The organism is Phreatobacter stygius (genome assembly GCF_005144885.1).
In the GTDB taxonomy this organism is placed as follows: domain Bacteria; phylum Pseudomonadota; class Alphaproteobacteria; order Rhizobiales; family Phreatobacteraceae; genus Phreatobacter; species Phreatobacter stygius.
The window spans coordinates 3,692,063-3,714,963 of the sequence record NZ_CP039690.1 but is presented as its reverse complement, the minus strand read 5'-3'; the positions used below and the strand labels follow the sequence as shown (position 1 = coordinate 3,714,963).

Genomic DNA, 22,901 nt, shown 5'->3' with positions numbered 1-22,901 from the left:
CTGGAATTGTTGTTCGTTGAAGGCTGGATCGAGACGTAGGCTGCTCAAGCCTGGGCGCCCCTCAGACCTGGGCGCTGCTCAGACCTGGGCGCGGCTCAGATCTGGCGGCCGCTTTTGGCCCAATAGGCGTCGCGCAGCCGGCGCTTGGCGATCTTGCCATTGTCGTCGCGCGGCAACGCGTCGACGATCTCGATGCGGCGAGGCACCTTGTAGCCGGCAATGGTTTGGCGTAGCCGCTCGGCAAGCTCGGCCGGAACCGGCGTGGCGCCAGGTTCGGGCAGCACCAGGGCCAGCAACTGCTCGCCGAACTCGTCATCCGGGATGCCGATGACGGCGCAATCGAGCACGCCGGGCAAGCGGACCAGGGCGTGTTCGATCTCCGCCGGGTAGATATTCACCCCGCCCGAAATGACCATGTCGGAAGCGCGGTCGCAGACATAGAGATAACCGTCCGGGTCGAGGTAACCCATGTCGCCGAGCGTGATCAGGCCGTCCCGGTCGATCTTGCCGCGGGCGTCGGGCTGGTTGCGATAGACGAAGTCGGGATAGGCCGGCTGGCGGACATAGATCAGTCCGATCTCACCGGTGGCGCAGTCCCGGCCGTCCTCGGTCAGGATGGCGATCCTGGCCTCGCCGATCGGACGACCGCTGCTGCCCGGACGGGCGAGCGCTTCTTGCGAGCCGATGACCGTGATCATGCCGCTCTCGCTCGAGGCATAGGTCTCATGGATCACCGGTCCGAGCCAGTCGATCATCGCCCGCTTCACCTGGGGCGCGCAGGGCGCCCCGGTGGACGCGACGAAGCGCAGCGAAGACAGGTCGTGACGGGCGCGCGTCTCCGCCGGCAATTTCAACAGGCGCACATACATGGTCGGCACCAGATAGACCACGTCGATCCGGTGCTCTTCGATCAGTTCCAACACCTCCTCTTCGCGGAAGCGCTGAGTCAGCACGACCAGCTCGGCCTGCTGCAGCGCCATCTGGGCGATCAGGCTCGGCGCGCTGTGATAGAGCGGCGCCGGGATCAGCGCCCGGCAGCCCGGCTTGATGCCGAAGGCGATTTCGGCCACCGCCCTGGCGCGCTGCTGCGACGCTTCGGCCTCGCCGAGCGGCACGGCCTGGCGAACGATGCCTTTCGGCCGGCCGGTCGTGCCCGAGGTATAGGCCATGTGGCCGCGCGGCGAGACCACGGGACCGGCATAGCGCCCCGAGGCCGCGAGCCAGCCTTCATAATCCTGCAGGCCGGCGGCCAGGGTTGCGCCCACGGCGAGCACCGGCAGAGCTTGCGGCAAGACCTCGCCTGCGGCCGCCAGCAGGTCGGCATGGCCGATGATCGCACGGGCGCCGCTGTCGCTGACGAGGAAGCCGATCTCGGCCGGCGTGAAATGCCAGTTGACCGGGCAATAGGTGAAACCGCCGATCCGGCAGGCATGGATCACGTCGAAATAGACCGGATCATTGCGCAGGAGGACGGCAACCACGTCGCCCTCCTTCAGGCCGAGAGCGGCAAGGCCGCCGGCGAGCCGGCGGCCCCTATCCTCAAGCTCCGCCGCAGACCGTTCCGTGGCGCCGAAACGCAGCGCGGCCGTCATGACCGCGGCTCCGACGACGACGCCGGCGCGTCGCGGCCGGCCTTGTCGGTGGTGTTCTGGGCGGTGATGCGCGCGCGCGCGGCCTGCCACTCGGCATCACCCCAGGCCAGATAGTCGGTGAAATAGGCGCGGTTGGCGAGCCAGTCGCCGCCGTCGAGCGCAATGGTCTGGCCGTTGATCCAGCCGCTTCCCGGTGCCAGCAGGAAAGCCGCGAGATCGCCGAGATCGGCCTCGGTGCCGACCCGCCCGAGCGGGTTCCGCCGGGCCACATCCTCCTCGCCGGCTTCGGCCGGGCGCAGCCGCTTCATGGCGCCCTCGGTCGGGATGACGCCCGGCGCGATGGCGTTCAGGCGAATGCCGTAGCGGCCCCATTCGACCGCCAGCGACTTGGTCATGGCGTCGATGCCGGCCTTCGACATGGCCGAGGGAACGACGAAAGGCGAGCCGGTCCAGATCCAGGTCACCACGATCGACAGCACCGCGCCGCCGGTGCCGCCGGCAATCCAGCGCTTGCCGACGGCTTGGGTGACATAAAAGGTGCCGCGAAACACGATGTCGGCAATGGCGTTGAAGCCACGGTGCGACAGGTCTTCGGTCCGGCTGATGAAATTGCCGGCGGCATTGTTGATCAGCGCCGTCAGCGGCCCGGCCTCGGTCCAGATCCGCTCGACCATCGCGTCCACCGCGTCGGGATCACGGATATCGACGGCATGCCAGGCGACCTTGCCGCCATGCTCGGCCATCAGGGCCGTGGCGGTCTCTTCGAGAACCGCGGTGCGGCGGCCGCAAATGTGGATTTCCGCGCCGAGCGCCAGCAGGCGCCCGGCCATGGCGCGGCCGAGACCGGTGCCACCACCGGTGATCAGCACGCGCTGGCCGGCGAACAGATCTTGCCTGAACATGACAGTCTCCTTCCCTGGTCGAGCTCGGCTCGTTTGCTTGTTGTTGACGTCATTCTACGTCGGCATAATCTCAGGACAATCCGAGCAAGCTCGACATCACTGTGAAGCAAAGCTGGACAATTGAAATCCGACAATGGCTGTCGACCTCAACCTGCTTCTGCTGTTCGCCGAGATCGCCGAGACCCCCAATCTGAGCCGGGCGGCGAAACGCCTCGGCGTGTCGCGGTCGAGCATCAGCCAGCGCTTGAAGGTGCTGGAACGGCAGATGGGCGCGCAACTGTTGCGCCGCACCACCCGGCGCGTCGACCTGACCGATGCCGGCCGCACGGCCTATGAGCATGCGATCCGGATCCGCGAGGATGCCAGCGCGGTGCAGGCGGCCATGGCCGGGCATACCAAACATCCGCGCGGCCATGTCCGCTTGAGCGTGCCGACCGGCCTCGGCCGCCTCGTGCTGGCGCCGGTCCTCATCGACTTCCTGGCGCGCTATCCGGACATCACGCTGCAGGTCAGCTTCTCCAACCGGGTCGGCGACCTCATCGCCGGCAATATCGACGTCGCCGTCCGGATCATGTCGGATCCGCCGGATACCGTGGTGGCGCGCGAACTGTGCCCGGTCGAATGGCGGCTCTGCGCCGCGCCTGATCTTGTCGAGGCCTTGCCGGTTGCGAACCCCGACGATCTCGCCGGCCATGCCATCGTCGCGCCGCCGCCGGCCGGCCGCGACCACGTCATCCAGCTCAGGCGGAACGGCCGCAACCGCATCCTGTCGGTGGTGCCGCGGGTGCAGGCCGAGGATTTCCTGTTCCTTCAGGACGCGCTGATGGCCGGCGCCGGGATCGGCATGCTGCCGGACTACATGGCCGATCCGGCGATAAGCGACGGCAGGCTGATGGCGCTGCTGACCGACTATCAGGTCATCGGTCCGGGCGACCGGATCCTGCTCTTGACCACACCGACCGCACATCCGGCACCGGCAGTTCGTGCGCTGGTCGAATTCCTGCGCGCCTCGGTGCCGGACTGGGCGCTGGCCCGGCGCGCCGGCCGCCCGCCGCCGGCCGGCACCGAGAGCGCGGCATTGCCCCGCTCCTGACCGCGCGGCCGCCGTGCTGATTTGCCTGTCGCACCGGCAAGCTCATCGATGGCATGATTGGCGGCCCAAGGAGGCGATGATCCATGACGGCCGACGACAATCTCGGATTTGCGCCCGACGACGATCAGCCGATCGCCTATATGCAGCGGACCCGCGACTATTATCTGACGCTTGGCTACGGCAATCCCTATCGCTGGGCGCATTACGACCATGTGCCGTTCCAGCCGCTGGCGAAGCCGCTGACGCAGAGCCGGGTTGCCCTGGTCACGACCGCGGCCCCCTATCAGGCCGACAAGGGCGATCAGGGACCCGGGGCGGCCTATAACGCTTCGGCCAAGTTCTACGCGGCCTATTCCGGGCGGTCGGACGAGGATCACGACGTCAGGATCTCCCACATAGCCTATGACCGGACCCACACGACGGCCGAGGATCCGAACAGCTGGTTCCCGCTGCCGCTGCTTCGGCAGTTCGCGGCGGAGGGGCGCATTGGCGCGCTCGCACCGCGGTTTCACGGCGCGCCGACCAATCGCAGCCAGAAGACCACGATCGAGACCGACGCGCCCGAAATCCTCGAGCGCTGCCGGGCCGATGGCGTGGATGCCGTCGTGCTGGTGCCGAACTGCCCGGTCTGCCACCAGACCGTCAGCCTGGTGGCGCGACATCTGGAGGCGAACGGCATCGCCACCGTGGTCATGGGATGCGCCAAGGACATCGTCGAATTCGTCGGCGTGCCGCGCTTCCTGTTCAGCGACTTTCCACTCGGCAATTCCGCCGGCCGGCCGAAGAACCCGGTGTCGCAACGCCAGACGCTTGCGCTCGCCCTCGACCTGCTGGAAGCCGCGCCGGGCGCACGCACCACCATGCAGTCGCCGCAGCGCTGGAGCGCCAGCGCCGACTGGAAACGTGACTTCATGAATCCGGCGCGGATCCCGGCCGAAGAAATCGCCCGCCAGCGCGCGGAGAACGACCGGCAGAAAGCCATCGCCAAGACGATCCGCAGCGACGGCCGGGCCGCCGGCTGCTGATCAGGCAATACGAAGCACAGCCCAGGTAAGCAGGCCGGTTTTGCACAGCCTACTCGTTCGCCGCATGCTCTTCTCTGGTTGGTATCAAGGCTGCGCAATCAGCGTTAACCGGCGGCCGCGTGCCTTTGTTTCAAATATTTTTCTGGATTTTCGCTACGTAAGAGATCAAACTCTAGGATCGCCAGCCACGAAATATCTGGCTTCCTTGTGCAAAGGTACTTGATTCGTACCGTTTCAGGAGAGCGTTCCGTGAACGTTGCAATGGACAAGAGATTCACTTTATCGGCCGCTGCAGGCGCCCTGGCGCTGTGTGCCGCATTGATTTTGCCGTCGTCCGCCGCCCAAGCCGCCCCAATGGGCGAGCGCTTCGCGGTGGGCACGGTCCTCGAGGATCAATCGCCGGTCGAAATGCAGCGCCGGCATCATAGCGGTCACCGCCATGGCGGTTATCGGCATCGCCACGGACACCACCACCACCATCGTGGACGCGGCTATGGCGGTAACGGCGCCCTGATCGGCGCCGGAGCGGCAGCCCTGATTCTCGGCGGAGCCGCGGCTGCGGCCGCTGCTTCGCAGCGCGAATGCTGGATCGAGCGCCGCTGGGTCGATGGCCCCTATGGGCCGGAGCGCCGCAACGTCCGCATCTGCGAATAACGCGGCTTCGCCGGCCGGGCCGCAACACGGCGGGACGGCGCGACAATCAACCCGCCTCGGCCCCGCAGGGCCGGGGTGGTTTTTTTGCGGCCCAAGGGCCCCCGCCGGGGGGTCAGACGGTCCGGCGCCAGTTCCGCCGATGCCTCCTCCGCCGGATGCGTTCGGGTTGCAGGGTCACCTGTCGTTCGGCTGGCTGCTCTCGAAGGTCCCGATCAGTTCCGCCTCGGCGATGATATGCGGGCGGGCGCGCGCCCAGACGGCGTCGACCCGGGCGCCCTCGCCGAGTTTCAGCGTCTCGACATCGAGCGCCGCGAGGCGGAAATGGTAGTGGTGAATGCCGTGCCCGCGCGGCGGCTGCGGCCCGTCATAGTGGGCGTTGCCGAAATCATTGACGCCGTGCCCCAGGCTCTCGGTCTTGGCTCCGCGCGTCGTGCCCTCGGGCAGTTGATCGCGCTGGCGGTCGATGTTGTAGATCGCCCAATGCCGGAACACGCCGGAGGGGGCATCGGGATCTTCGACGATCAACGCGAAACTTCTCGTCTCGGGTGGCGCCTCCTTCCACCTGAGCGGTGGCGAGAGATTTGCGCCCTCTCGCGCATATTTTCGCGGGATCGATCCACCATTGGGGAAGGCGGGGCTTTCAAGCATGAAGGCCATGGCAATCCTCCTCTCGCCGGCAGTGGCAATGTCTTGGAAAACCCGGCTCTTGCGCCAGAGTTCCGGCCACACGCACGCTGCCGTGCCGCGGACGCGTGCCCGCGACCACCACCGGCCTTGCCAAGGCCGGGCCCGGCAAGGCGGCAGAGGGTCGCGATGCCGCTTTCCGGCGGCCAAATCCCGAAGCTACGGAACTCTTGCCCGACGGGCCGGGTTGCTCCTGCACAGAAGGAGTTCCCCCATGACCACGATCCTGCGCAAACCGCCGGACAGGACGAAAGACCAGCGCTCGCAGAGCAGCTTCGTCGAGCCCGACAATATCCGTACGCCGCCGTCGGAAGCCGCGCCCGGTCCCCAGATCATCACCACCGACACGGCACGGCAGGGCCCTGCCGGCTTTCCGGTCTTGTTCGTGCTGATTGTCAGCCTGGCAGCGGCGGTCGTCGCCCTCGGCCTCTATACCGTGCTGTGGACGAGCGCGTTGTGAGGCCGGAGAACGACGGCGAGGAGCGGTCATGAACAGGCTTGACGTCGGCGACCTCGTGACGGTGAGGGCGACCGGCGAGATCGTCGCCGTCCAGGAGATCGGTCCGGGGCGGGGCTCCGAGACCAAGGTCTTCTGCCGCAGCATCCTTCATCTCGAGCGCGCGGCCGAGCTTCATTTCGCCAGGGACCTGGCAATGCGCGCGGCAGGGCACTGCTGAGCGACAGGCGCCAGCGCAAAAGGAACTCCGGCCGGCAACCCTGCCGCCCGCCTGGCGGTTACCTCATATGGTCCGCGTCACCCGTGTTCGACGGAGACCGCTGACAAGCACGTTTCGGTCGACGCCGAACTGAACGACGTCCCGGAGGTCGCTCCCAGCGAGCGGCCTCCGTCGTCATGGGCCGGTTTCAAGCGGCGGCGGCCGCGGCGAGGAGTTCGGCCGTCGTCGCGACGGTGGCGAACTCGAACCTCAAGGTCGCGACATGGGCGGCGTGGATGGCCGCCGCCGGAATGACGCCGCCCTGGCCATCAGGCAGATCGAAACAGTCGCAGGCGTCGCTCGCCAGGATCATCCGGTAGCCGAGATTGGCGCCGACGCGAATGCTGGTCGAGACGCACATATCGGTCGAAAGGCCGAAGGCCACGATCGTGGTGACGCCGAGCCGGCGCAGCCGCAAATCGAGATCGGTGCCGATGAAGGCGGCATTGACGCTCTTGGCGATCATGGGTTCGTCACCTCGAGGCGCAAAGCCCTCGCGCCAACCATGGCCGGGCTCGCCCGGGCGCAGGCTGGACCCTGGCTGCACCGAATCATGCCGGACATGCAGGATCGGCCGGCCGGCCCGGCGCCAGGCGGCAAGCAAAGCGTGGCCGTTGCGGTCGAGCTCGCGGTTCCAGCGCGGTGGCCAAGGCGGCTGGTCGAAGGCCTTCTGCATGTCGATCGGCAACAGTGCGGCGGTCTGGTCCGACAGCATCGGCGAGCCCTTCATTCGGCCCTGGGAGCTTGCCCGGCGATTGCGCCGGCCGCACTCGACAAGATGTCGTGTCCTCCGCCAGAGTGCCGGTCCTTTGGTCATCGCTAAGGACAATCGCCGTGCCGCTCGACGACCGGGATCGCGGGCTGATCGCCGCGCTGCGCCGCAATGCGCGCGAAAGTCTGGTCGCGCTCGCCCGCCGTGTCGGGCTGTCGCGCAGCGCGACGCAGGAACGGCTGCGCCGTCTTGAACGCGACGGCGTCATCCTCGGCTATACCGTGCGCCTCGGCCAGGCCGCCGAAGCGGCCCCGGTGCGCGCGCTGATCGCGGTCAGCTTCACGCCGGGGCGCAATTGCGACCATGTCGTACCGCGGCTCGCCGGCATCCCGGAAATCCTCGCCTGCCAGTCGCTCGCCGGCGCGATCGACCTGATGCTGACGGTCGACTGCGCCTCGACCGTCGCACTCGACCAGGTTCGTCAGGCGATCGCCTCGACCTCGGGTGTCGCCGATGCGACCACTCATCTCGTCCTGCGCAGCCATTTCGACGGGCGTTAGACCCATGCCGGTCGATCGCACGACAAGCCCGCATTGCCATGACGGGCAACGCGGGCCGTGATTTCGGGCGTTCCCTCCGGCCTCACCGGAGCGCCGGCTCCGGCCATCCAGCTATCCACGCACCGCCCGGCCGACGCCGATCAGGATGCAGGCGCCAATGAAACCGGCGACCAGATAGCCGAGCGTGCCGGCAAACGACACGCCGAACAGCCCCAGCAGGGCGCTGGCGACCGCGGCGCCGACGACACCAAGGACGACGTTGCCCAGGATGCCGGTATTGGCGCGCATGAACATCTGAGCGAACCAACCGGCGAAGCCGCCAACGATAATGGCTGCGATCCAGCCGATCTGAGTCTCATTCATGTCTGCCCCTCCTTGCCGAAGCATCGGGACAACACCGCGGGCCGACAATGGTTCCGTGGGACCGCCACGTCGGAACCTTCGATGTTTGACGCACGCGGCCGGCCCGGCCAACCCTGGATCCACCCGAAGGGCGGGGCGTCATCAGATCATCGACGCCCTGAGAAACCCGGACAGCTCCGTCTTCCTATACGGGGTCAAATTGCGCGTGACGGTCTCACGCAACTTACCGGTCATGATCTCGATCCGGCGCAAATAGCCCGGCTTTCACGGGAGGTGGTGCACCCGTGTTCTGCGTGACGGTCTCGTGCCACTCCCTCACTTCACCGAATATGAACGGCCGGCCGGTAGCCTCAGGGCTGAGAGGTTGCCAAGTATGGACGGCATTGACGGCGCCGATGAACTCGCGATTCCGGGCGCGATGGACGGATTGGCCAAAACGACCACGCCAACCGAGATCGTCCAACTTCCCATCGAGGCAAAAATGGCCCCGCAAGCTCCGCTTGTCGCGCTGTTTCTGGTCGCCTTCGGCGGCCTCATGGCGGGCGGGGCAATCAGCCGATTTCCGAAACTGCCGGCCGCAGACTATCTGTTCGTTCTCCTCGGCTGCGTGTCCTTCATTGTTGGATTGTCCGGCCTCATCGACAACAGGCAAAAGGGCAGCGTTGTCAGCATCACGCGCGCCGGGCTGCTCGATCGCCGTTTCTCGGACCTGTGGATCCCGTGGTCGGAGATCGAGACTGTGAATTTCCGCCACGGCCAGATGGGAGTGCTTCAGCGCGTAGAAATAGGCCTGCGAACGCCTCACTGGCGCAACCCATTATGGTTCCGGCTAGAGGGGCTCGTATCGTGGAGGGCGGTTACGCGTTTCGGCATCGGATTACGGTATTTCGACCGAGAGCCGCATGTCGTCGGGCATTCGATCGCCGTTCTGGCGAAACAAGCGGGCGCCTTGGTCGGCGCTCCCCTATCGACGGTTCAAGACTGGGAGCAGCGCCGATGATCGGGCAGCCCTGATCCACACCGATGCTGGCACCACCGAGACGCCACGAGACGAGACTTCCAACGCCCGTTCCAACGTCGTCCAGCGGAAAGTCAGCTATGTGCTTGATTTAGAGTGGTGCCCGGGGGCGGAATCGAACCACCGACACTGCGATTTTCAGTCGCATGCTCTACCAACTGAGCTACCCGGGCGCCGCACGCAACGCGACCGTTCGATGACGGCGCGACGCGAGCGAGCGGGGTTATAGGGTCTCGTTTCGGTCCTGTCCACCCTTCCGGCACGCACAATCGCATCGAAAAATCAGGATGTTGATGCAGGGGTCCTGCCAGGGGCCCGACAGGCGTCGAAACCAGCCATGATCAGGCAGCGCTGCGCACAGAAAAATGCCCCGGGCGCCTGACGGCGACCGGGGCAGTTGGAGGTCATGCGGGGCATGCACGGAGGAGGAAATCAGCGCAGGACGACCACGCGGGTGCCGACCTGGACGCGGTTGTACAGATCGACGACATCGTCGTTCAGCATGCGGATGCAGCCGGAGGACACGGCCTGGCCAATGGTGTGCGGCTCGTTGGAGCCGTGGATGCGGTAGAGCGACGAGCCGAGATACATGGCGCGAGCGCCGAGCGGGTTCTGCGGGCCACCGGCCATGAAGCGCGGCAGGTCCGGCCGGCGCTGCAACATCTGCACCGGCGGGCGCCAATCCGGCCATTCCTGCTTGCGCGTGATGTGCTGGCTGCCGCCCCATTCGAAGCCCGGCCGGCCGACGCCGATGCCGTAGCTGATCGCCTGCCGGCCCGGCAGCACGTAAAAGAGGCGGCGGGAATTGGTATCGACCACGACCGTGCCCGGCGCATAAGCCCCGGTGAAGCTCACCACCTCGCGCGGAATGGCCTGGGCCTGGGAGCGCGCCTGCTGCATCAGCGGCGCGGTCATCATCGGCTGGCGGGTATCGGGGTCGATCATGAAATTCGGGGCGGCCTGGGCCGAGGTGCCGGCGAAAGCGGCGAGCGACAGGGCGGCGGCGAGAGCAAGGCGGCGCATCGGAGGTCTCCTGGGAGCGCGGTGTTCGGTCAAGATGAGCTGGGATGCGACTGCGAAGGGATCGCGATTGCGATCGGGATCGCGACTGCGATCGGTATCAGCGGGTGGCGGCGACAGTGTCGACCGTCACGGTGCGGATCTGACGCAGTTCCCGGCCATTGGCCGCGGTCTGGCAGGTCCGGGGAATATGCGGCCAGGTATATTGGGCGCAGACGCCCCGGCTGGCGGCGTCGGCACGGTCGCCCTGGATCATGGCGGCCTGGCCCTGGGTCGCGGCGGGGCGAGGCGCACCGTCGAGCTGGTTCTTGAAGCCGTCGAACGCGCGGTGAGCGTGATCGATGTCGGCCGACGAGAAAGCGTGGGTCAGGCCGGGCGCCGGCGAAACGGCCGCGCGGCTTGCCGGCGGGATCACCAGGGCCGCGGCGACAGCGATGGCGGCGAATGCGCTGAGAACCAAGGTCTTCGACATCCGGGTCATGACTGCCTCCCCCACATGGCCCGTTCCGGGCCGGTCTCCACGTGAGTAGCGGTGGGCTTGAAGAAGGTTCATTCCTTCCGGCGCCGACCGCGTCATCGCGTTGCATGTGGTTCTAGGAGGCGGTGTTTTCGTAGCGGTGTCTTGGACGAGACGATCGCATTTCAGATCGAAACAGAGTGTTTCAAGGCTTTCCCGGCCGTGTCGCGGGCTCTCGGCCGGCGTTTCAGCCTGCCGGAATTTGTTTCAGAAGCGGGCCATCGGGCGAGACGATGCGGGGCGACAAGCCGATGCCTCAGCGCTTCTCGCCATCGGGCAGGAACATGTAACCGGCGCCGCGCACCGTCTTGATGAAGGCCGGCACTTCCGGATCCGGCTCGATCTTCTTGCGGATGCGGGTGATGCGCACATCGATCGCCCGGTCGAAAGCCTCCGGGTCGCGCGCGCCGGCCAGATCGAGCAGCCGGTCGCGCGACAGCACCCGGCGCGGGTTCTCGGCAAAGGCCTTCAGGAGATTGAACTCGGACGAGGTCAGCGTGTGCTCGGCGCCATCGTCGTCGCGCAGCATATGGCCGGCGAGATCGAGCCACTTGGTGCCGAAGCGGACACGCTCCCTGGTTTCCGGCTTGCCGCCGGCGGCCGACGCCACCGCCCGGCGCAGCACCGAACGGATGCGGGCGAGCAGCTCGCGCAATTCGCAGGGCTTGGCGAGATAGTCGTCGGCGCCGAGCTCCAGCCCGACGATCCGGTCGACCGCGCTGGCCGTCGCGGTCAGCATGATCACCGGCACCGGCGTATTACGCTTGAGGTCGCGGATGATCGACAGGCCATCCTCTTCGGGCATGTTGAGGTCGAGCACGATCAGGTCGGGCCGGCCGGCGGCAATGGCGCGCCGGAGCGAGGCCGCGCCGTCGCAGAGCGTCACCTGGAAGCCGTGCATCTTGAGATAGTCGCCGACCATGTCGCGGGCGGCCGGCTCGTCGTCGACCACCATGATGTGCTGGTTGGCGGCGGTCATGACGGCACTCCAGCCGACGGCGGCGGCAAGGTCAGGCTGAAAGTGGCCCCCTCGCCCGGGCCGTGGCTCGCCGCGGTGATGCGCCCGCCATGCAGCTCGACGATGCGGCGCGCAATGAACAGGCCAAGGCCGGTCGAGCTTTCGCCCGCGGTCGGCTTGGCCGAGAGCCGCTGGAACCGCCCGAACAGGCGGTCATGGTCTTCCGGCGACAGGCCCGGACCACTGTCGGTCACCGCCACCCGATGACCGTTCTCGCCGGTCGACAGCGCCACCGCGATGCGCCCGCCCGGCGGCGAATATTTGATCGCGTTGGAGACCAGATTGTCGATCGCCTCGCGGATCCGGTCCGGGTCGGCGCGGCCGGCGAGGGTCCGCGGACCGTCATAGACAAGGTTCTGCTGCTTGCGCTCGGCGAGCGGCCGGTTGGCGTCGATGACCGCCGCGATCACCGTCACCGTGTCGATATCGGCGAGCCTGAGCACGATGTCCTCGGCATCCAGCATGGCATCGTTGATCAGTCCGTCGACCATGGTGGTCATGCGCGCGACCGAGGAGCGCACCTGTTCGATCTGCGCCTTGGCGCGCTCGATATTGGGCGGCGCCAGCTCGAGCAGCTCGCGCATCATCTCGGAGCGGCCGAGAATGACGCCCAGCGGGTTCTTGAGGTCATGGGCGACCGTGCCCAGCACCTCGGCCTTGTGGTCGTTGGTGCGCTTCAGCCGGGTCCATTGCGCGGTCAGCCGCTCATTGGCGCCGGTCAATTGGCGCGTCCGCTCGCCCACCCGCTGCTCCAGCGTCTCGTTGGCCGCCTGCAGCTGCTCGTAGAGAATGACATTGTCGAAGGCGGTCGACAGCCGGCCGCAGAACACCGCGACCAAAGTGCGGTCGGTCTCCGACAGCGGCCGGTCGGAGCGGAGGGCGACCACCACCTCGCGGGCGCTGGCGGTCTTGATGTAGAGCATGGTCTGTTCACCCCGGAAGGTGTGGCAGCGCTGCTCGAAGGCCGAGCCGACGAGATCGGCCATGGTCTTGTCGAGACCGCTCTCGCCGGTGCCGACGACGCCGGCATAGACACCCGATCCGGCGAGGATGGCATAACCGTCGCGCTGGTCCTCGCGCAGCACCAATATGCCCTCGCAATGAGCCTGGATCAGCCCGGCGATCTGGGTCAGCACGCCCTCGGCGAGCTTGCGCATGGATTTCAGGTCGAACAGTTCGGACGCCGCGTCGACGATCAGTTCGAGGCCGCGGCGGGTTTCGACCAGCCGCATCAATTGCTGGTAGCTGCGGATCGCGGCGGTCAGCGCGGTGAACAGCTTGTCGGCGGTCAGCTCGGTCTTCGCCTTGTAGTCGTTGATGTCATAATCGACGATCACCTGGCGCTCGGGCGCCTGGCCCGGCTGGCCGGTGCGCAGGATGATCCTGACCGTGTCGTTCTTGAGCACGTTGCGGATCTGCTGGACCAGTTCCAGGCCGGCGCCGTCGCTTTCCATCACGACGTCGAGCAGCACCACCGCCATGTCCGGATGGGCCGCGAGCAGCGCCCTGCCCTCGGCGGCCGAATAGGCGGACAGAAGCTCGAGGCCGGCGCCGGCCAGCTCATAATCGTAGAGCGCGTAGCGCGTGCCGGAATGAACCGCCGGATCATCGTCGATGATCGCCACCTTCCAGCGGTGCTGCTCGCGCAGCGGCGCCTTCGGTCCATCCTCAACCACATGGATCAGATCGTCGTCGCGGTCTTTGTCGTTCATGAGGGCACTCGGATCGGACGGCATCAGGCCGGGGGACGTTCGGCGGGCTCCTGCGGCGCGCTGAGCGGCAGGACCATACGGAAGGTGGTGCCGCGCTCGGGCACCGAAGACAGCGTGATGCGGCCGCCGAGGCGGCGCGTCACGATGTTGAAGACGATGTTGAGACCAAGGCCGGTGCCGCCTTCGCCACGCCTGGTGGTGAAGAACGGATCGAAGGCCTGACGCTGGACGGCTTCCGTCATGCCGGCGCCGTCGTCCTGGAAGGTGACGACCACGGTGTCGCCGGCGGCAGCCTCGGCGACGATGCGGAACGTGCCCTTGCGGCCCTCCGGAAAGGCGTGGGTCAGGGCGTTGATGAAGAGATTGGTGACCACCTGGCCATAAGGGCCGGGATAGCTGTCGAGCACGATGCCCTCGGGCACCGAGACATTCAGCCTGACGCCGCCGCGCTTGAGCGTCGGCCGCAGGCTGGCGACGATCTGGTCGGTGGCCTCGGCGAGATCGAAGGAGCGCCGCTCGGCATGGCTGCGGTCGACCGCCACCTGCTTGAACGCCTGCACCATCTCGCCGGCGCGCTGCAGGTTCATCGACAGCTGCGCCGCCGCTTCGCGGCTGCCTTCGACAAATTCGGTCAGTTTCGACCGGCGCAGCTCACCACGCTCGACATCCCGGCCGAAATCGTCGATCCGGCGGGCCAGCGTGGAGGCGACCGTCAGGCTGATGCCGATCGGGTTGTTCACCTCATGGGCGACGCCGGCGACCAGGCCGCCGAGAGCCGCAAGCTTCTCGGCCTCGATCAGGCTCTCCTGGGTCTCGCGCAAATGGGCGAGCGCGGTCTCGGCCCGGTCCTTGGCGGCCACCAGGTCCAGTTCGGCGCGCTGCTTCTCGATGGCGTTCTGGCGGAACACCTCGACGGCGCGCGCCATGCGGCCGATATCATCGCCGGCCATCAGGCCGGCGGGCGGGCGGGCGAGATCGCCACGCACGATATTGGCCATGCTGCCGGCGAGGTCGTCGAGCGGCACCCGGATCGAGCGCGCGATCAAGGCCCAGATCGCCGCGACGAACAGAAGGAACAGGCCGGCAACGCCGACCGCCTGGACAAAGACCGAGCGCAGGGTGCGGTCGAGGCGCTCCTGCGCCGCATCCTCGTGGGAGCGGACGCGTTCGGCGACCTCCTGGATGACGGTTGCCATGACCGCCTGATTGCCGTCGATCTCGACCTGCAGCAGCCGGTTCTGCATGCCGAGCACGGTGACCAGGCGGCCGAAGCCGGCGCGCAGGGCGTCGGTCCGCTCGCGCAGGGTCTGCACCGCCGCCTTCTGGAACTCGGTCTCGGCGAGATCGATCATGACCGGCGCTGTCGCCTGGATCACTTCGATGCTCGAGGAGGCCTCGCGCTGGGCCTGCACCGACTGGGTCAGGTAATAGTCGTTGATCGCCACCAGGAAGACCGAAAAGGCCTCGCGCGACTTGCCGAGCGAGGGTGCGATCAGCGAGGCGCGGTTGCTCATGGCCGCCTCGACCACGGCGTAGAGCTGGGACAATTCGCTCGCCGGCTTGCGGATCTCGTTCTCATAGATCGACGAGATGGTCTCGCGCACGCTGCGCAATTCATCGAAGCCGAGCATGAACCGTTCGGTGACGCTGGTGACCGAGCGCGCCGGGTTCTGCAGCGCCAGATCGATCTCCTTCTCCAGGGCGAGCTTGGCCAGCAGCGCCTTGCGGCGCGCCTCGATGTCGTTCAGCACGACGTCGTTGGGCAGCGCGAAATAGCGGTGGATCAGGGTCTGCAGGCGGCCGGCCTCGTTTTCGATCGAGGCGAGCAGGCGATCGATGCGCCGGGCATCCTGCAATTCGTTCCAGGCCGAGCGGATCGCTCCGGCGCCCGAGCCGATCAGCAGCAGCAGGAGGCCAATGAAGGCGAGGTTGAGGATGACGACGGTGGCGATGCGCCAGCGCACCGGAATATGCCGAAGCGTCTGCGAGGCCGCATCCAGGCGTCCCCGCAACGACCGGATGGCGGGACGGACCACAACCCGCCTTGCCGTGGTCGCGTCCATCATTGCGCCTGGCGGATCCGCTCGACCAGCGCCGCAAGCCCGGGTTCGCCGGCAAAACGCCCGACAAGGCCAGAAACCGCCCGTTCAAAGCCGCTGCGGTCGGCGAGCGTGACGACATTGACGCCGGCCACCTCGGCTTCCCGGCGCGAGGTCTGTTCGAGTTTCAGCCATTGCTCGCGCATCGAGCGCGACGATTCACGCGCGGCGTCCCGGAAGATCGCCTTGTCCTCGGCCGACAGGCCCTCCCAGACCCGCTTGGAGACAACCAGCACCTCCGGGCTCATGGTGTGCTCGGTCAGCGTCAGATAGCGGGCGCTGCGGAAATGATCTGTCGTGACATAAGAAGGCCAGTTGTTCTCGGCGCCCTGGATCAGCCCGGTCGACAGGCCGACATTGACCTGGCCATAAGGCAAAGCCACCGGCTCGGCGCCGAGCGCCCGCATCATCTCGACCATCATCTCGGACTGCTGCACCCGGATGCGCAGGCCCTTCAGATCGTCGACGGTCCGGATCGGCCGCACGGAATTGTAGATCGAGCGGGCGCCGGAATCATAAAAGGTCAGGCCAACCAGGCCGTGAACCTCGAAGCGGGCGAGGATTTCCTCGCCGATCGGTCCGTCGAGCACGCGGTGAAGATGCTCGACCGAGCGGAACAGGAAGGGCAGCGCCAGCACATTCGCCTCGGGGATGAAGCTCGCCAGCGGCGCGACATTGGTGCGGTTGATATCGATGGCGCCAATGCGGGTCTGCTCGATCGTTTCCTTTTCCTCGCCGAGCTGGCGCGAATGGAAGATCCTGAGACTGTGGCGGCCCTGGGTGCGCTCGCGCACCAGTTGACCCATGCGTTCGAGCGCCTGGACGGTCGGATAGTCGGCGGCCTGGGTATCGGCGACGCGGAACTCGCGCGCCACGGCCGACGGGGCGGCCGCCGCCAGGACGGCGGCTCCGAACGCGATCATCGTCAGAACCGCGCGGCGGTTCCTGCGTTCGCGCCTTTCGACCATGTGATCCTCTCCACCTCGGTGGTGGCGACCGGGACTGCCGCAAACCGTGGCGAGCATGCCACAGAACGCAGGTCCTTCGCTACCGCGCTGCCCGCGCGGAAGCCGCCGGGAAGCCGTGCCGATGCCAGGCCCTCCCGAGCGCGCGGCGGCGAGCCTATGCGCCCTCGGTTTCGCCTCCGTGTCACGGCGGCCGCCGCGACGCTTCAAATGTTTCTCAAATCGTCTCCGACGAAACAAAGGCCCCCGGCCGAACCGCGCGACGACATCCTGCGGAAATGCGCAGCGGGCAATTTCGCCGGCAATCGGCGGGGCCCTCGATCAGGCTGCGCCACCGTCTTGAAGTGTCATTGCCTGCCCCCAGGAGAATACCCGCATGGTATCCCGTCTGGCCCTCGCGCTCGCTGTCGGCGTGCTCGTGCACGTTTCCGGCGCCGCCCGCTCGACCGAGACGATCGGCATCCCCGATTGCGACCAGTTCATCACCAGCTATGAGGCTTGCGTCACCACCAAAGTGCCGGCGGACCATCGCGTCACCTTTACCCAGCAGGTGGCGCAATTGCGGGCCAGCTGGAAATCGCTGGCCGAGAACCCGCAGACGCGGGCGCAGCTCGAGCAGGTCTGCCGCACCCAGGGCGCCCAGATGCGGCGCGGGCTGGAGCCGTTCGGCTGCACGTTCCAATAGCGTGGCGGCGGGCCGGGTCCCGGCCCGCCGCCCGCCCCTCGCCGCACCGCGTCGCGCCTATCGGCGGCCACTTGCCGGCGGCTGAACGATCGCCGCGACGATCCGGCGAACGACCGGCAGGGCGACGATCAGTGTCGGAAAGGCGACAAGCCAGGATACCGACCAGGCCCTGAGCCAGATCCAGGCGATGCCCTCGACCAGGCCGATGCTCTTCAAGGTCGCAATGGCCGAGACCACGGCCGACATGAAGACCGACAGGATCAGCGGCATGGCCACGGCGGCATAGCGGGCGGGAAGCTTCCAGCCGGCGGAATTTGGAACGGATGTCATTGTGGACCTCGTAGCGATGGGCTGACGTCCGGCGGTTCGGCCGGTCCTGGTGGGCGGTCATGCGAACGGGGTTGCGCGTGCCTCAGGCTCGAGCGGCGAGCTCTTCGATGTAGCGGCGCAGCGACCGCGGCTCGCGGCCGAGAAGGGCGCGCAGCGTCAGGCTATTGCCGCCGGAGCCGTGGGCCGCGTAATGGCCATGGACCAGCGCCAGCAGCCGCTTTTGGTCGGCGTCGAGCGGCAGGCTGGCGCGCGCCGCCCAATCCGCGAAGCTCGGCTCGCCGGCCGTGATCGGCCGCCCGAGCACATCGCTCATGATGGCGACGATGTCCTCGCGGTTCGGCATGCCCTCGGCACAGAGATCGAATGAGCCATAAGCCAGACGATCCTCGGTCAGGGCGATCGCCGCGACCTCGGCGACGTCGCGATAGTCGACGCGCGCAACCCGGGCGGTCTTCGGGAAGGGTTCGGCAAAGACCCCCTGGGCCAGGACGCCGGGCCAGGCCGCGCCGATGTTCTGCATGAAATTGGTCGGATGCAGAATGGTGTAGCGCAGGCCCGAGGCGAAGAGCGCCGCTTCCACCGGGATCTTGCTGGCATGGTTGGCGAGCGGCGTGAAGGTCGGCTGGATCACGGACGAGAACACGAAGGTCCGCACCCCCGCGCGTTTGGCCGCCGCCACCGTGTTGAGACCCATCCCGGTCTCGTCAGGCGCGAAAGCCGGGCCAATATGGAAAACACCGTCGACGCCGGCCAGCGCCCGATCCAGGCTTTCCGGATCGCGCAGATCGCCGATGGCGATCTCGGCCGCACCCCGGCCGCGCGCCATGGCCGCGGCGGCTTGGTTGCGGACGAGGCCGCGAACAGTGGCGCCGCGCCGGACCAGTTCCGGCACGACGAGGCCGGCGAAGCGGCCGGCGGCGCCGACGACCAGGACGGTCGGATGATGTGTCGACATGGGTCTTGATCCTCGTTTCTGGCGATGGCTGGAGCCGGTCAGGGCGGTCCCGCTCGCATCGAGGCTTGAAATAGTGACCCCTGAAAATCGGCGGTAGATTTGAAATTTGTGATATATTCTCTCGATATTCGGGAGGATGTTCTGGACAAGATCGATGACCTCGAAGCCTTCCTGGCTGTCGTCGAAGCGGGCAGCCTGACGGCCGCGGCGCGCCGGCTAGGCCGGTCCCTGCAGGCGGTCAGCCGGTCGCTGGCGACCCTGGAGCAGAGCATTGGCGTCGAGCTCATCCGGCGCACCACCCGGCAGTCCCATCCAACCGATGCCGGGCTCGCCTTCCATCGGCGGGTCAAGCCGGCCTTCGACGAGATCGTCGGCGCGCGGCTCGAAGCCGCCAGCCGCAGCGCCGAACCGTCGGGGCATTTGACGATCGGCGCGCCGGTTCTGTTCGGCCCGGCGCAACTCGTGCCGATCATTGCCCGGTTCATGGAACGCCACCCGCGAATCGAGATCTCGCTGAAGCTCTCGGACCGCTTCGCCGACCTGCAGGACGACAACCTCGACCTGGCGGTGCGCATCGGCGAATTGCCCGACACCGACCTGATGGCGAAACGCCTCGGCGCGCTTCGCCGGGTGGTCTTCGGCGCGCCGTCCTATTTCGCCAGGCAGGGCCGGCCGGATCACCCCGACGCGCTGGCCGGGCATTGCTGCATCGTCCGCACCGCCGGTGCCGATGCCGACACATGGCCGTTCCTCATCGACGGCCGGCACAGGGCGGTCAAAGTCACCGGCCGTTTTCGCGCCGACAGCACCGCGGCGACCTATCAGGCCGTGGCGCTCGGGCTCGGCATCGGCTTCACCCCGCTCTGGCAGATCCGCGACCTGGTCGATCAGGGTGTGGTCGACATTGTCCTGGAAGCCTTCGAACCGCCGCGGGCTCCCATTCACGTGGTGTGGCCGGCCAGCCGGCTGCCGCTTGCCAAGAGCCGGCTGTTCATCGATTTCCTGGCGGCCGAACTGAAGGCCGAGCGGCTCTAGGTGGCCGCGCGACTCCGGGGCGCGGCGACAACCCGTCGTTGCCTTGTCATCTCTCCTACGTCATAACGGCCGCGACGGATTCGTTCTCTTCTGACCAGGTCAGCGGAGAGAATGCTGCTCTGGTGGCGTGAATGAGAACACAGCCAGAGAGTAGAATTCCGTCAACAGCAATGGTGAAGGGCCAAACTCTTTGAAATCATTTTAATCAACCTTCGCCTTGACGATCCTCATCTGGAGCAATCCCAATGATCTCCCGTGTTATTTTTGGCCTTGCAGCCGGCCTTCTTGTCTTTTCCAACGTCAATGCACGCGCCGCCGATGATGTCGGGGTGCCCGAGTGCGACCGGTTCATCACCAGCTACGAGACCTGCGTGACCACCAGGGCCCCGGCCGCGCAGCGCCCCGTCCTCACCCAGCAGATCGCCCAGATGCGCAGCCAGTGGAAGGCGCTCGCCGCCAATCCGCAGACGCGCGCCCAGCTGCAGCAGGCCTGCACCATGCAGGCCGAGCAGATGAAGCAGGCCATGGCGCCGATGGGTTGCACCTTCTGAGGGTTTCCCCCTGACATGACGTTCGGCGCGCGAGCCAGTCAGGCCTCGCGTGCCGGGCCTCTCGCGCAAGGCCCGCCAGGTCAACCGGCGACGATCTTGCCCGGGTTCATGATGCCGGCCGGATCGACCGCGCGCTTCAAGGCCCCCATCAGCGCCAGCGCGGCGGCGCCGTGCTCCGCCTTCAGATATTTCATCTTGCCCTGCCCGACGCCATGTTCACCGGTGCAGGTGCCGCCCATGGCGAGCGCGCGATCGACGATCCGGCCCATGAAGGCCGTGACGCGTGCGACGTCGGCCGGATCATTTTCGTCCATCAGCGGCAGGACGTGGAAATTGCCGTCGCCAACGTGACCGACGATCGGCGCGACCAGGCCGGTCTCGACGATGTCCTTCTTGGTCTCGTCGATACATTCGGCGAGCCTGGACAGCGGCACACAGACATCGGACGACTGGCTCTTGGTGCCGGGCCGGAGCGCCAGGGCTGCCCAATAAGCGTCATGGCGCGCCTGCCACAGCCGGGTGCGGTCTTCGGCCTTGACGGCCCATTCGAAATTGCCGCCGCCGAAATCGTCGGCAATCGCGCGGAACCGCTCGACCTGCTCGGCGACGCCGGCGTCGGTGCCGTGGAATTCCAGCAGCAGCAGCGGGCTCTCGGGCAGCGCCAGCTTGGAATAGACATTGACCGCCCTGACCTGGACCTCGTCGAGCAACTCGATGCGGGCCAGCGGAATGCCGGACTGGATCGCCGCGATGGTGGTATCGGCCGCGGCCTTGACTGACGGGAACGAGCAGACCGCAGCCGAAATCGCCTCGGGAATGCCGTGCAGCTTCAGCGTGACCTTGGTGATCAGGCCGAGCGTGCCTTCGGAGCCGACGAACAGATGGGTGAGGTCATAACCGGCCGAGCTCTTCTTGGCGCGCCGCGACGTCTCGATCACCTCGCCATTCGGCAGCACCACCTCCAGCGCGATGACATTGTCCTTCATCGTGCCGTAGCGCACCGCGTTGGTGCCGGAAGCGCGGGTCGACGCCATGCCGCCGATCGACGCGTCGGCGCCCGGATCGATCGGGAAGAACAGTCCCATGTCGCGCAGATATTCGTTGAGCTGCTTGCGCGTGACCCCCGGCTCGACCACCACGTCGAGATCCTCGGCATGAACTTCGATGATCGCCTTCATCAGCGAGGTATCGACCGAAATGCCGCCATGAGGCGCGTTGACATGGCCCTCGAGCGAGGTGCCGGTGCCGAACGGAATGACCGGCACATCATGTTTCGCGGCCAGTTTCATCACCGCGACGCAATCGTCGACGTCCTGGGGGAAGACCACGATGTCGGGCGGCTGGTTGGCGATGACGGTGAGCGTGTGGCCATGCTGCTGGCGTACCGCTTCCGAGGTCACCGCGCGATTGCCGAACAGCGCCTGCAATTCGGCCGTGACGGCGCTCAGGACCTCGGGAGACGGGCGGGTTCTGGCGGACGCGGACATCGAATGCTCCTCGGGACCTTGCGCTCAAGCGCTCTTGTCTCGAGCGCTCTCGTCTTGGGCAAGCGGCGAGCTTAGCCGGGCGGCCGGCGGCGCGGAAGCGCCGGCAGCGCGCGGATGGCTGTCGTTCGACGGGATTGCCGGCGGCGCGCGGCTCGCTTAATCCGATATCATGACCACGATCGACCTCTGCCCGGAAACCGGACTCCCCATCACGCCGCGCCTGGCGATCCGGCCGGATTGGATCGACTATAACGGCCATCTCAACGTGGCGTTTTACGTCAAGCTGTTCGACGAGGGCATCGACCTCTTGTTCGAAAGCCAGGGGCTGGCCGAATCCTATGTCAGGGAGCGGCAGCTCGGCTTCTTCGCCGCCGAGCTTCACGTGCGCTATCTGCGCGAACTGCACCTGACCGATCCGGTCCAGGTCAGGCTGCAAGTGCTCGATTTCGACGCCAAGCGCATCCACTACTGGATGGAACTGGTGCATGCCGACGGGCGCTGGCTGTCGGCCACCATGGAATCCATCTCGCTGCATGTCGACATGACGACACGCAAGGTCGCGCCGTTTCCGGACGACGTCATGACCAAGCTCGGGATCTGGAAACAGCAGACCGCCGGGCGCGGCACGCCCGAGGGCGTCGGCCGGACCATCGGCATCCCGCGAAAGGCGGCTGCCGTCAGCGGTTGAACGGCAGCGTGAACGAACCGGCAAGCGTCCGCAGGATGCCGGCGCGCCCGAGCTCGTCGACCGGCACGGCCGCGCGATCGGCACGCAAGGCACGCGCTGCGGCGCGCCTCGGGTCGCGCTCGCGCAGCAGATGGGCAATCACCGCGATCAACATGGGAAACTCCGAGACCCCGGGTCAATGACCGCGGGGTTCAAACAGGATGATGCGGCCCCGCGAGCGGGACCGCCGCATGGTCGATGTCAGAAGCTGGACATCATGCTGCGCGTGCGGCGGATCATCTGGGTACGGGTCATGCCGAGACCGGCAAGTTCCTCGTCCGACAGATGCGCCAGGTAGCCGTTGACATAGGTCTGGGCGCGCAATTGCTGCGCCTCGACAAATGCCTCGTAGCCGGCACGCAGGAATGATTTCAAGCTGCGCCTGGTCGGAGCCGGGGCGGCGTCGGTGCCAAGCTTGTCGAGTGTGATGGTGGCCATGGTCTTCTCTCCTCTGAAAGCGAGTGGACGACCTCGAGGCTTC

General features: G+C 66.9%; 27 protein-coding genes and 1 tRNA gene. 11 read left to right on the top strand and 17 right to left on the bottom strand.

The features are described 5' to 3' along the window. Window positions 1-95 precede the first annotated feature (95 nt). Together E8M01_RS17535 and E8M01_RS17530 are read right to left on the bottom strand one after the other, a co-directional pair. Window positions 96-1,592 (bottom strand): AMP-binding protein, encoded by a 1,497-nt coding sequence (locus E8M01_RS17535; RefSeq protein ID WP_136961300.1) that lies wholly within the window; start codon window positions 1,590-1,592, stop codon window positions 96-98. Next, window positions 1,589-2,494: an SDR family oxidoreductase gene (locus tag E8M01_RS17530; protein ID WP_136961299.1), complete on the bottom strand. Its 906-nt coding sequence runs from the start codon at window positions 2,492-2,494 to the stop codon at window positions 1,589-1,591. Before E8M01_RS17530 ends, E8M01_RS17535 begins: the two co-directional genes overlap by 4 nt. A 133-nt stretch (window positions 2,495-2,627) precedes the next feature. Here E8M01_RS17530 and E8M01_RS17525 point away from each other — a divergent pair, with 133 nt between their 5' ends. From E8M01_RS17525 to E8M01_RS35275, 3 genes are all read left to right on the top strand, one after another. Then, complete coding sequence (locus tag E8M01_RS17525; protein WP_136961298.1) at window positions 2,628-3,587, top strand: LysR family transcriptional regulator; 960 nt, start codon at window positions 2,628-2,630, stop codon at window positions 3,585-3,587. Between the two features lie 83 nt (window positions 3,588-3,670). Then, complete coding sequence (locus tag E8M01_RS17520; RefSeq protein ID WP_136961297.1) at window positions 3,671-4,612, top strand: glycine/sarcosine/betaine reductase selenoprotein B family protein; 942 nt, start codon at window positions 3,671-3,673, stop codon at window positions 4,610-4,612. 249 nt (window positions 4,613-4,861) lie between these two features. After that, window positions 4,862-5,266, top strand: a complete 405-nt coding sequence (locus tag E8M01_RS35275) for a hypothetical protein (RefSeq protein WP_211596656.1) — start codon at window positions 4,862-4,864, stop codon at window positions 5,264-5,266. Window positions 5,267-5,440: 174 nt separating this feature from the next. Here the strand turns inward: E8M01_RS35275 and E8M01_RS17510 are convergent, their stop codons facing one another. Further along, window positions 5,441-5,923: a YbhB/YbcL family Raf kinase inhibitor-like protein gene (locus E8M01_RS17510; protein ID WP_136961296.1), complete on the bottom strand. Its 483-nt coding sequence runs from the start codon at window positions 5,921-5,923 to the stop codon at window positions 5,441-5,443. A 241-nt stretch (window positions 5,924-6,164) separates the two neighbouring features. Between E8M01_RS17510 and E8M01_RS17505 the strand changes: the two genes are divergently transcribed. After that, window positions 6,165-6,410, top strand: coding sequence for a hypothetical protein (locus E8M01_RS17505; protein ID WP_136961295.1), 246 nt, complete (start codon window positions 6,165-6,167; stop codon window positions 6,408-6,410). A gap of 28 nt (window positions 6,411-6,438) precedes the next feature. Then, window positions 6,439-6,627, top strand: a complete 189-nt coding sequence (locus E8M01_RS17500) for a hypothetical protein (protein ID WP_136961294.1) — start codon at window positions 6,439-6,441, stop codon at window positions 6,625-6,627. 187 nt (window positions 6,628-6,814) lie between these two features. On the opposite strand, the gene E8M01_RS17495 is transcribed toward E8M01_RS17500, so the two are convergent. Next, entirely contained in the window at window positions 6,815-7,381 is a 567-nt protein-coding gene (locus tag E8M01_RS17495; RefSeq protein ID WP_136961293.1) for a cysteine hydrolase family protein, read from the bottom strand. 119 nt (window positions 7,382-7,500) lie between these two features. On the opposite strand from E8M01_RS17495, the gene E8M01_RS17490 reads away from it, so the two are divergent. Further along, complete coding sequence (locus E8M01_RS17490) at window positions 7,501-7,938, top strand: Lrp/AsnC family transcriptional regulator (protein ID WP_136961292.1); 438 nt, start codon at window positions 7,501-7,503, stop codon at window positions 7,936-7,938. Window positions 7,939-8,049: 111 nt separating this feature from the next. On the opposite strand, the gene E8M01_RS17485 is transcribed toward E8M01_RS17490, so the two are convergent. Continuing rightward, window positions 8,050-8,301 (bottom strand): GlsB/YeaQ/YmgE family stress response membrane protein, encoded by a 252-nt coding sequence (locus tag E8M01_RS17485; RefSeq protein WP_136961291.1) that lies wholly within the window; start codon window positions 8,299-8,301, stop codon window positions 8,050-8,052. A 373-nt stretch (window positions 8,302-8,674) separates the two neighbouring features. On the opposite strand from E8M01_RS17485, the gene E8M01_RS17480 reads away from it, so the two are divergent. Then, window positions 8,675-9,301, top strand: a complete 627-nt coding sequence (locus tag E8M01_RS17480) for a hypothetical protein (RefSeq protein ID WP_136961290.1) — start codon at window positions 8,675-8,677, stop codon at window positions 9,299-9,301. Between the two features lie 115 nt (window positions 9,302-9,416). Here E8M01_RS17480 and E8M01_RS17475 read toward each other — a convergent pair. The 7 genes from E8M01_RS17475 to E8M01_RS17445 form a co-directional block, all read right to left on the bottom strand. Beyond that, a tRNA-Phe gene (locus E8M01_RS17475) sits at window positions 9,417-9,492 on the bottom strand. Between the two features lie 259 nt (window positions 9,493-9,751). After that, a complete protein-coding gene (locus E8M01_RS17470; protein ID WP_136961289.1) occupies window positions 9,752-10,342 on the bottom strand; it encodes a L,D-transpeptidase in 591 nt (196 codons plus the stop codon). 97 nt (window positions 10,343-10,439) lie between these two features. Then, a complete protein-coding gene (locus tag E8M01_RS17465) occupies window positions 10,440-10,820 on the bottom strand; it encodes a hypothetical protein (RefSeq protein WP_136961288.1) in 381 nt (126 codons plus the stop codon). Window positions 10,821-11,112: 292 nt separating this feature from the next. Then, window positions 11,113-11,835, bottom strand: a complete 723-nt coding sequence (locus tag E8M01_RS17460) for a response regulator (protein ID WP_136961287.1) — start codon at window positions 11,833-11,835, stop codon at window positions 11,113-11,115. Continuing rightward, window positions 11,832-13,586 (bottom strand): sensor histidine kinase, encoded by a 1,755-nt coding sequence (locus E8M01_RS17455; protein WP_136961286.1) that lies wholly within the window; start codon window positions 13,584-13,586, stop codon window positions 11,832-11,834. Before E8M01_RS17455 ends, E8M01_RS17460 begins: the two co-directional genes overlap by 4 nt. 23 nt (window positions 13,587-13,609) lie before the next feature. After that, window positions 13,610-15,652 (bottom strand): sensor histidine kinase, encoded by a 2,043-nt coding sequence (locus tag E8M01_RS17450; protein ID WP_136961285.1) that lies wholly within the window; start codon window positions 15,650-15,652, stop codon window positions 13,610-13,612. Continuing rightward, a complete protein-coding gene (locus tag E8M01_RS17445) occupies window positions 15,649-16,653 on the bottom strand; it encodes a TRAP transporter substrate-binding protein (protein WP_425467656.1) in 1,005 nt (334 codons plus the stop codon). The genes E8M01_RS17450 and E8M01_RS17445 overlap by 4 nt, the downstream gene beginning before the upstream one ends. Before the next feature lie 373 nt (window positions 16,654-17,026). Between E8M01_RS17445 and E8M01_RS17440 the strand changes: the two genes are divergently transcribed. Continuing rightward, window positions 17,027-17,335, top strand: coding sequence for a hypothetical protein (locus E8M01_RS17440; RefSeq protein WP_136961284.1), 309 nt, complete (start codon window positions 17,027-17,029; stop codon window positions 17,333-17,335). A 57-nt stretch (window positions 17,336-17,392) separates the two neighbouring features. Here E8M01_RS17440 and E8M01_RS17435 read toward each other — a convergent pair whose 3' ends face one another. Together E8M01_RS17435 and E8M01_RS17430 are read right to left on the bottom strand one after the other, a co-directional pair. Continuing rightward, window positions 17,393-17,665: a DUF2798 domain-containing protein gene (locus E8M01_RS17435; protein ID WP_136961283.1), complete on the bottom strand. Its 273-nt coding sequence runs from the start codon at window positions 17,663-17,665 to the stop codon at window positions 17,393-17,395. An 82-nt stretch (window positions 17,666-17,747) separates the two neighbouring features. Next, window positions 17,748-18,620: an NmrA family NAD(P)-binding protein gene (locus E8M01_RS17430; protein ID WP_136961282.1), complete on the bottom strand. Its 873-nt coding sequence runs from the start codon at window positions 18,618-18,620 to the stop codon at window positions 17,748-17,750. Window positions 18,621-18,728: 108 nt separating this feature from the next. Here E8M01_RS17430 and E8M01_RS17425 point away from each other — a divergent pair, with 108 nt between their 5' ends. Together E8M01_RS17425 and E8M01_RS17420 are read left to right on the top strand one after the other, a co-directional pair. Continuing rightward, the gene (locus tag E8M01_RS17425) at window positions 18,729-19,655 is read left to right on the top strand and encodes a LysR family transcriptional regulator (RefSeq protein WP_246088824.1); all 927 of its coding nucleotides are present in this window, start codon (window positions 18,729-18,731) and stop codon (window positions 19,653-19,655) included. A gap of 245 nt (window positions 19,656-19,900) precedes the next feature. Beyond that, a complete protein-coding gene (locus E8M01_RS17420) occupies window positions 19,901-20,206 on the top strand; it encodes a hypothetical protein (protein WP_136961281.1) in 306 nt (101 codons plus the stop codon). Between the two features lie 80 nt (window positions 20,207-20,286). On the opposite strand, the gene E8M01_RS17415 is transcribed toward E8M01_RS17420, so the two are convergent. Further along, entirely contained in the window at window positions 20,287-21,693 is a 1,407-nt protein-coding gene (locus E8M01_RS17415) for an FAD-binding oxidoreductase (RefSeq protein WP_136961280.1), read from the bottom strand. Between the two features lie 169 nt (window positions 21,694-21,862). Here E8M01_RS17415 and E8M01_RS17410 point away from each other — a divergent pair, with 169 nt between their 5' ends. Next, on the top strand, window positions 21,863-22,381 hold the full coding sequence (locus E8M01_RS17410; RefSeq protein WP_136961279.1) for a thioesterase family protein: 519 nt from the start codon (window positions 21,863-21,865) through the stop codon (window positions 22,379-22,381). On the opposite strand, the gene E8M01_RS35095 is transcribed toward E8M01_RS17410, so the two are convergent. Then, window positions 22,371-22,535: a hypothetical protein gene (locus tag E8M01_RS35095; RefSeq protein WP_170181945.1), complete on the bottom strand. Its 165-nt coding sequence runs from the start codon at window positions 22,533-22,535 to the stop codon at window positions 22,371-22,373. The two genes, E8M01_RS17410 and E8M01_RS35095, sit on opposite strands and share 11 nt — an antisense overlap. 86 nt (window positions 22,536-22,621) lie before the next feature. Beyond that, entirely contained in the window at window positions 22,622-22,858 is a 237-nt protein-coding gene (locus E8M01_RS17405) for a hypothetical protein (protein WP_136961278.1), read from the bottom strand. Window positions 22,859-22,901 lie beyond the last annotated feature (43 nt).

Coding starts and splice junctions, on each gene's coding strand:
- E8M01_RS17535 (WP_136961300.1), bottom strand. CDS start 1,592: ATGACGGCCGCGCTGCGTTTCGGCGCCACGGAACGGTCTGCGGCGGAG.
- E8M01_RS17530 (WP_136961299.1), bottom strand. CDS start 2,494: ATGTTCAGGCAAGATCTGTTCGCCGGCCAGCGCGTGCTGATCACCGGT.
- E8M01_RS17525 (WP_136961298.1), top strand. CDS start 2,628: ATGGCTGTCGACCTCAACCTGCTTCTGCTGTTCGCCGAGATCGCCGAG.
- E8M01_RS17520 (WP_136961297.1), top strand. CDS start 3,671: ATGACGGCCGACGACAATCTCGGATTTGCGCCCGACGACGATCAGCCG.
- E8M01_RS17510 (WP_136961296.1), bottom strand. CDS start 5,923: ATGGCCTTCATGCTTGAAAGCCCCGCCTTCCCCAATGGTGGATCGATC.
- E8M01_RS17505 (WP_136961295.1), top strand. CDS start 6,165: ATGACCACGATCCTGCGCAAACCGCCGGACAGGACGAAAGACCAGCGC.
- E8M01_RS17500 (WP_136961294.1), top strand. CDS start 6,439: ATGAACAGGCTTGACGTCGGCGACCTCGTGACGGTGAGGGCGACCGGC.
- E8M01_RS17495 (WP_136961293.1), bottom strand. CDS start 7,381: ATGCTGTCGGACCAGACCGCCGCACTGTTGCCGATCGACATGCAGAAG.
- E8M01_RS17485 (WP_136961291.1), bottom strand. CDS start 8,301: ATGAATGAGACTCAGATCGGCTGGATCGCAGCCATTATCGTTGGCGGC.
- E8M01_RS17480 (WP_136961290.1), top strand. CDS start 8,675: ATGGACGGCATTGACGGCGCCGATGAACTCGCGATTCCGGGCGCGATG.
- E8M01_RS17470 (WP_136961289.1), bottom strand. CDS start 10,342: ATGCGCCGCCTTGCTCTCGCCGCCGCCCTGTCGCTCGCCGCTTTCGCC.
- E8M01_RS17465 (WP_136961288.1), bottom strand. CDS start 10,820: ATGACCCGGATGTCGAAGACCTTGGTTCTCAGCGCATTCGCCGCCATC.
- E8M01_RS17460 (WP_136961287.1), bottom strand. CDS start 11,835: ATGACCGCCGCCAACCAGCACATCATGGTGGTCGACGACGAGCCGGCC.
- E8M01_RS17455 (WP_136961286.1), bottom strand. CDS start 13,586: ATGAACGACAAAGACCGCGACGACGATCTGATCCATGTGGTTGAGGAT.
- E8M01_RS17450 (WP_136961285.1), bottom strand. CDS start 15,652: ATGATGGACGCGACCACGGCAAGGCGGGTTGTGGTCCGTCCCGCCATC.
- E8M01_RS17445 (WP_425467656.1), bottom strand. CDS start 16,653: ATGGTCGAAAGGCGCGAACGCAGGAACCGCCGCGCGGTTCTGACGATG.
- E8M01_RS17440 (WP_136961284.1), top strand. CDS start 17,027: ATGGTATCCCGTCTGGCCCTCGCGCTCGCTGTCGGCGTGCTCGTGCAC.
- E8M01_RS17435 (WP_136961283.1), bottom strand. CDS start 17,665: ATGACATCCGTTCCAAATTCCGCCGGCTGGAAGCTTCCCGCCCGCTAT.
- E8M01_RS17430 (WP_136961282.1), bottom strand. CDS start 18,620: ATGTCGACACATCATCCGACCGTCCTGGTCGTCGGCGCCGCCGGCCGC.
- E8M01_RS17420 (WP_136961281.1), top strand. CDS start 19,901: ATGATCTCCCGTGTTATTTTTGGCCTTGCAGCCGGCCTTCTTGTCTTT.
- E8M01_RS17415 (WP_136961280.1), bottom strand. CDS start 21,693: ATGTCCGCGTCCGCCAGAACCCGCCCGTCTCCCGAGGTCCTGAGCGCC.
- E8M01_RS17410 (WP_136961279.1), top strand. CDS start 21,863: ATGACCACGATCGACCTCTGCCCGGAAACCGGACTCCCCATCACGCCG.
- E8M01_RS35095 (WP_170181945.1), bottom strand. CDS start 22,535: ATGTTGATCGCGGTGATTGCCCATCTGCTGCGCGAGCGCGACCCGAGG.
- E8M01_RS17405 (WP_136961278.1), bottom strand. CDS start 22,858: ATGGCCACCATCACACTCGACAAGCTTGGCACCGACGCCGCCCCGGCT.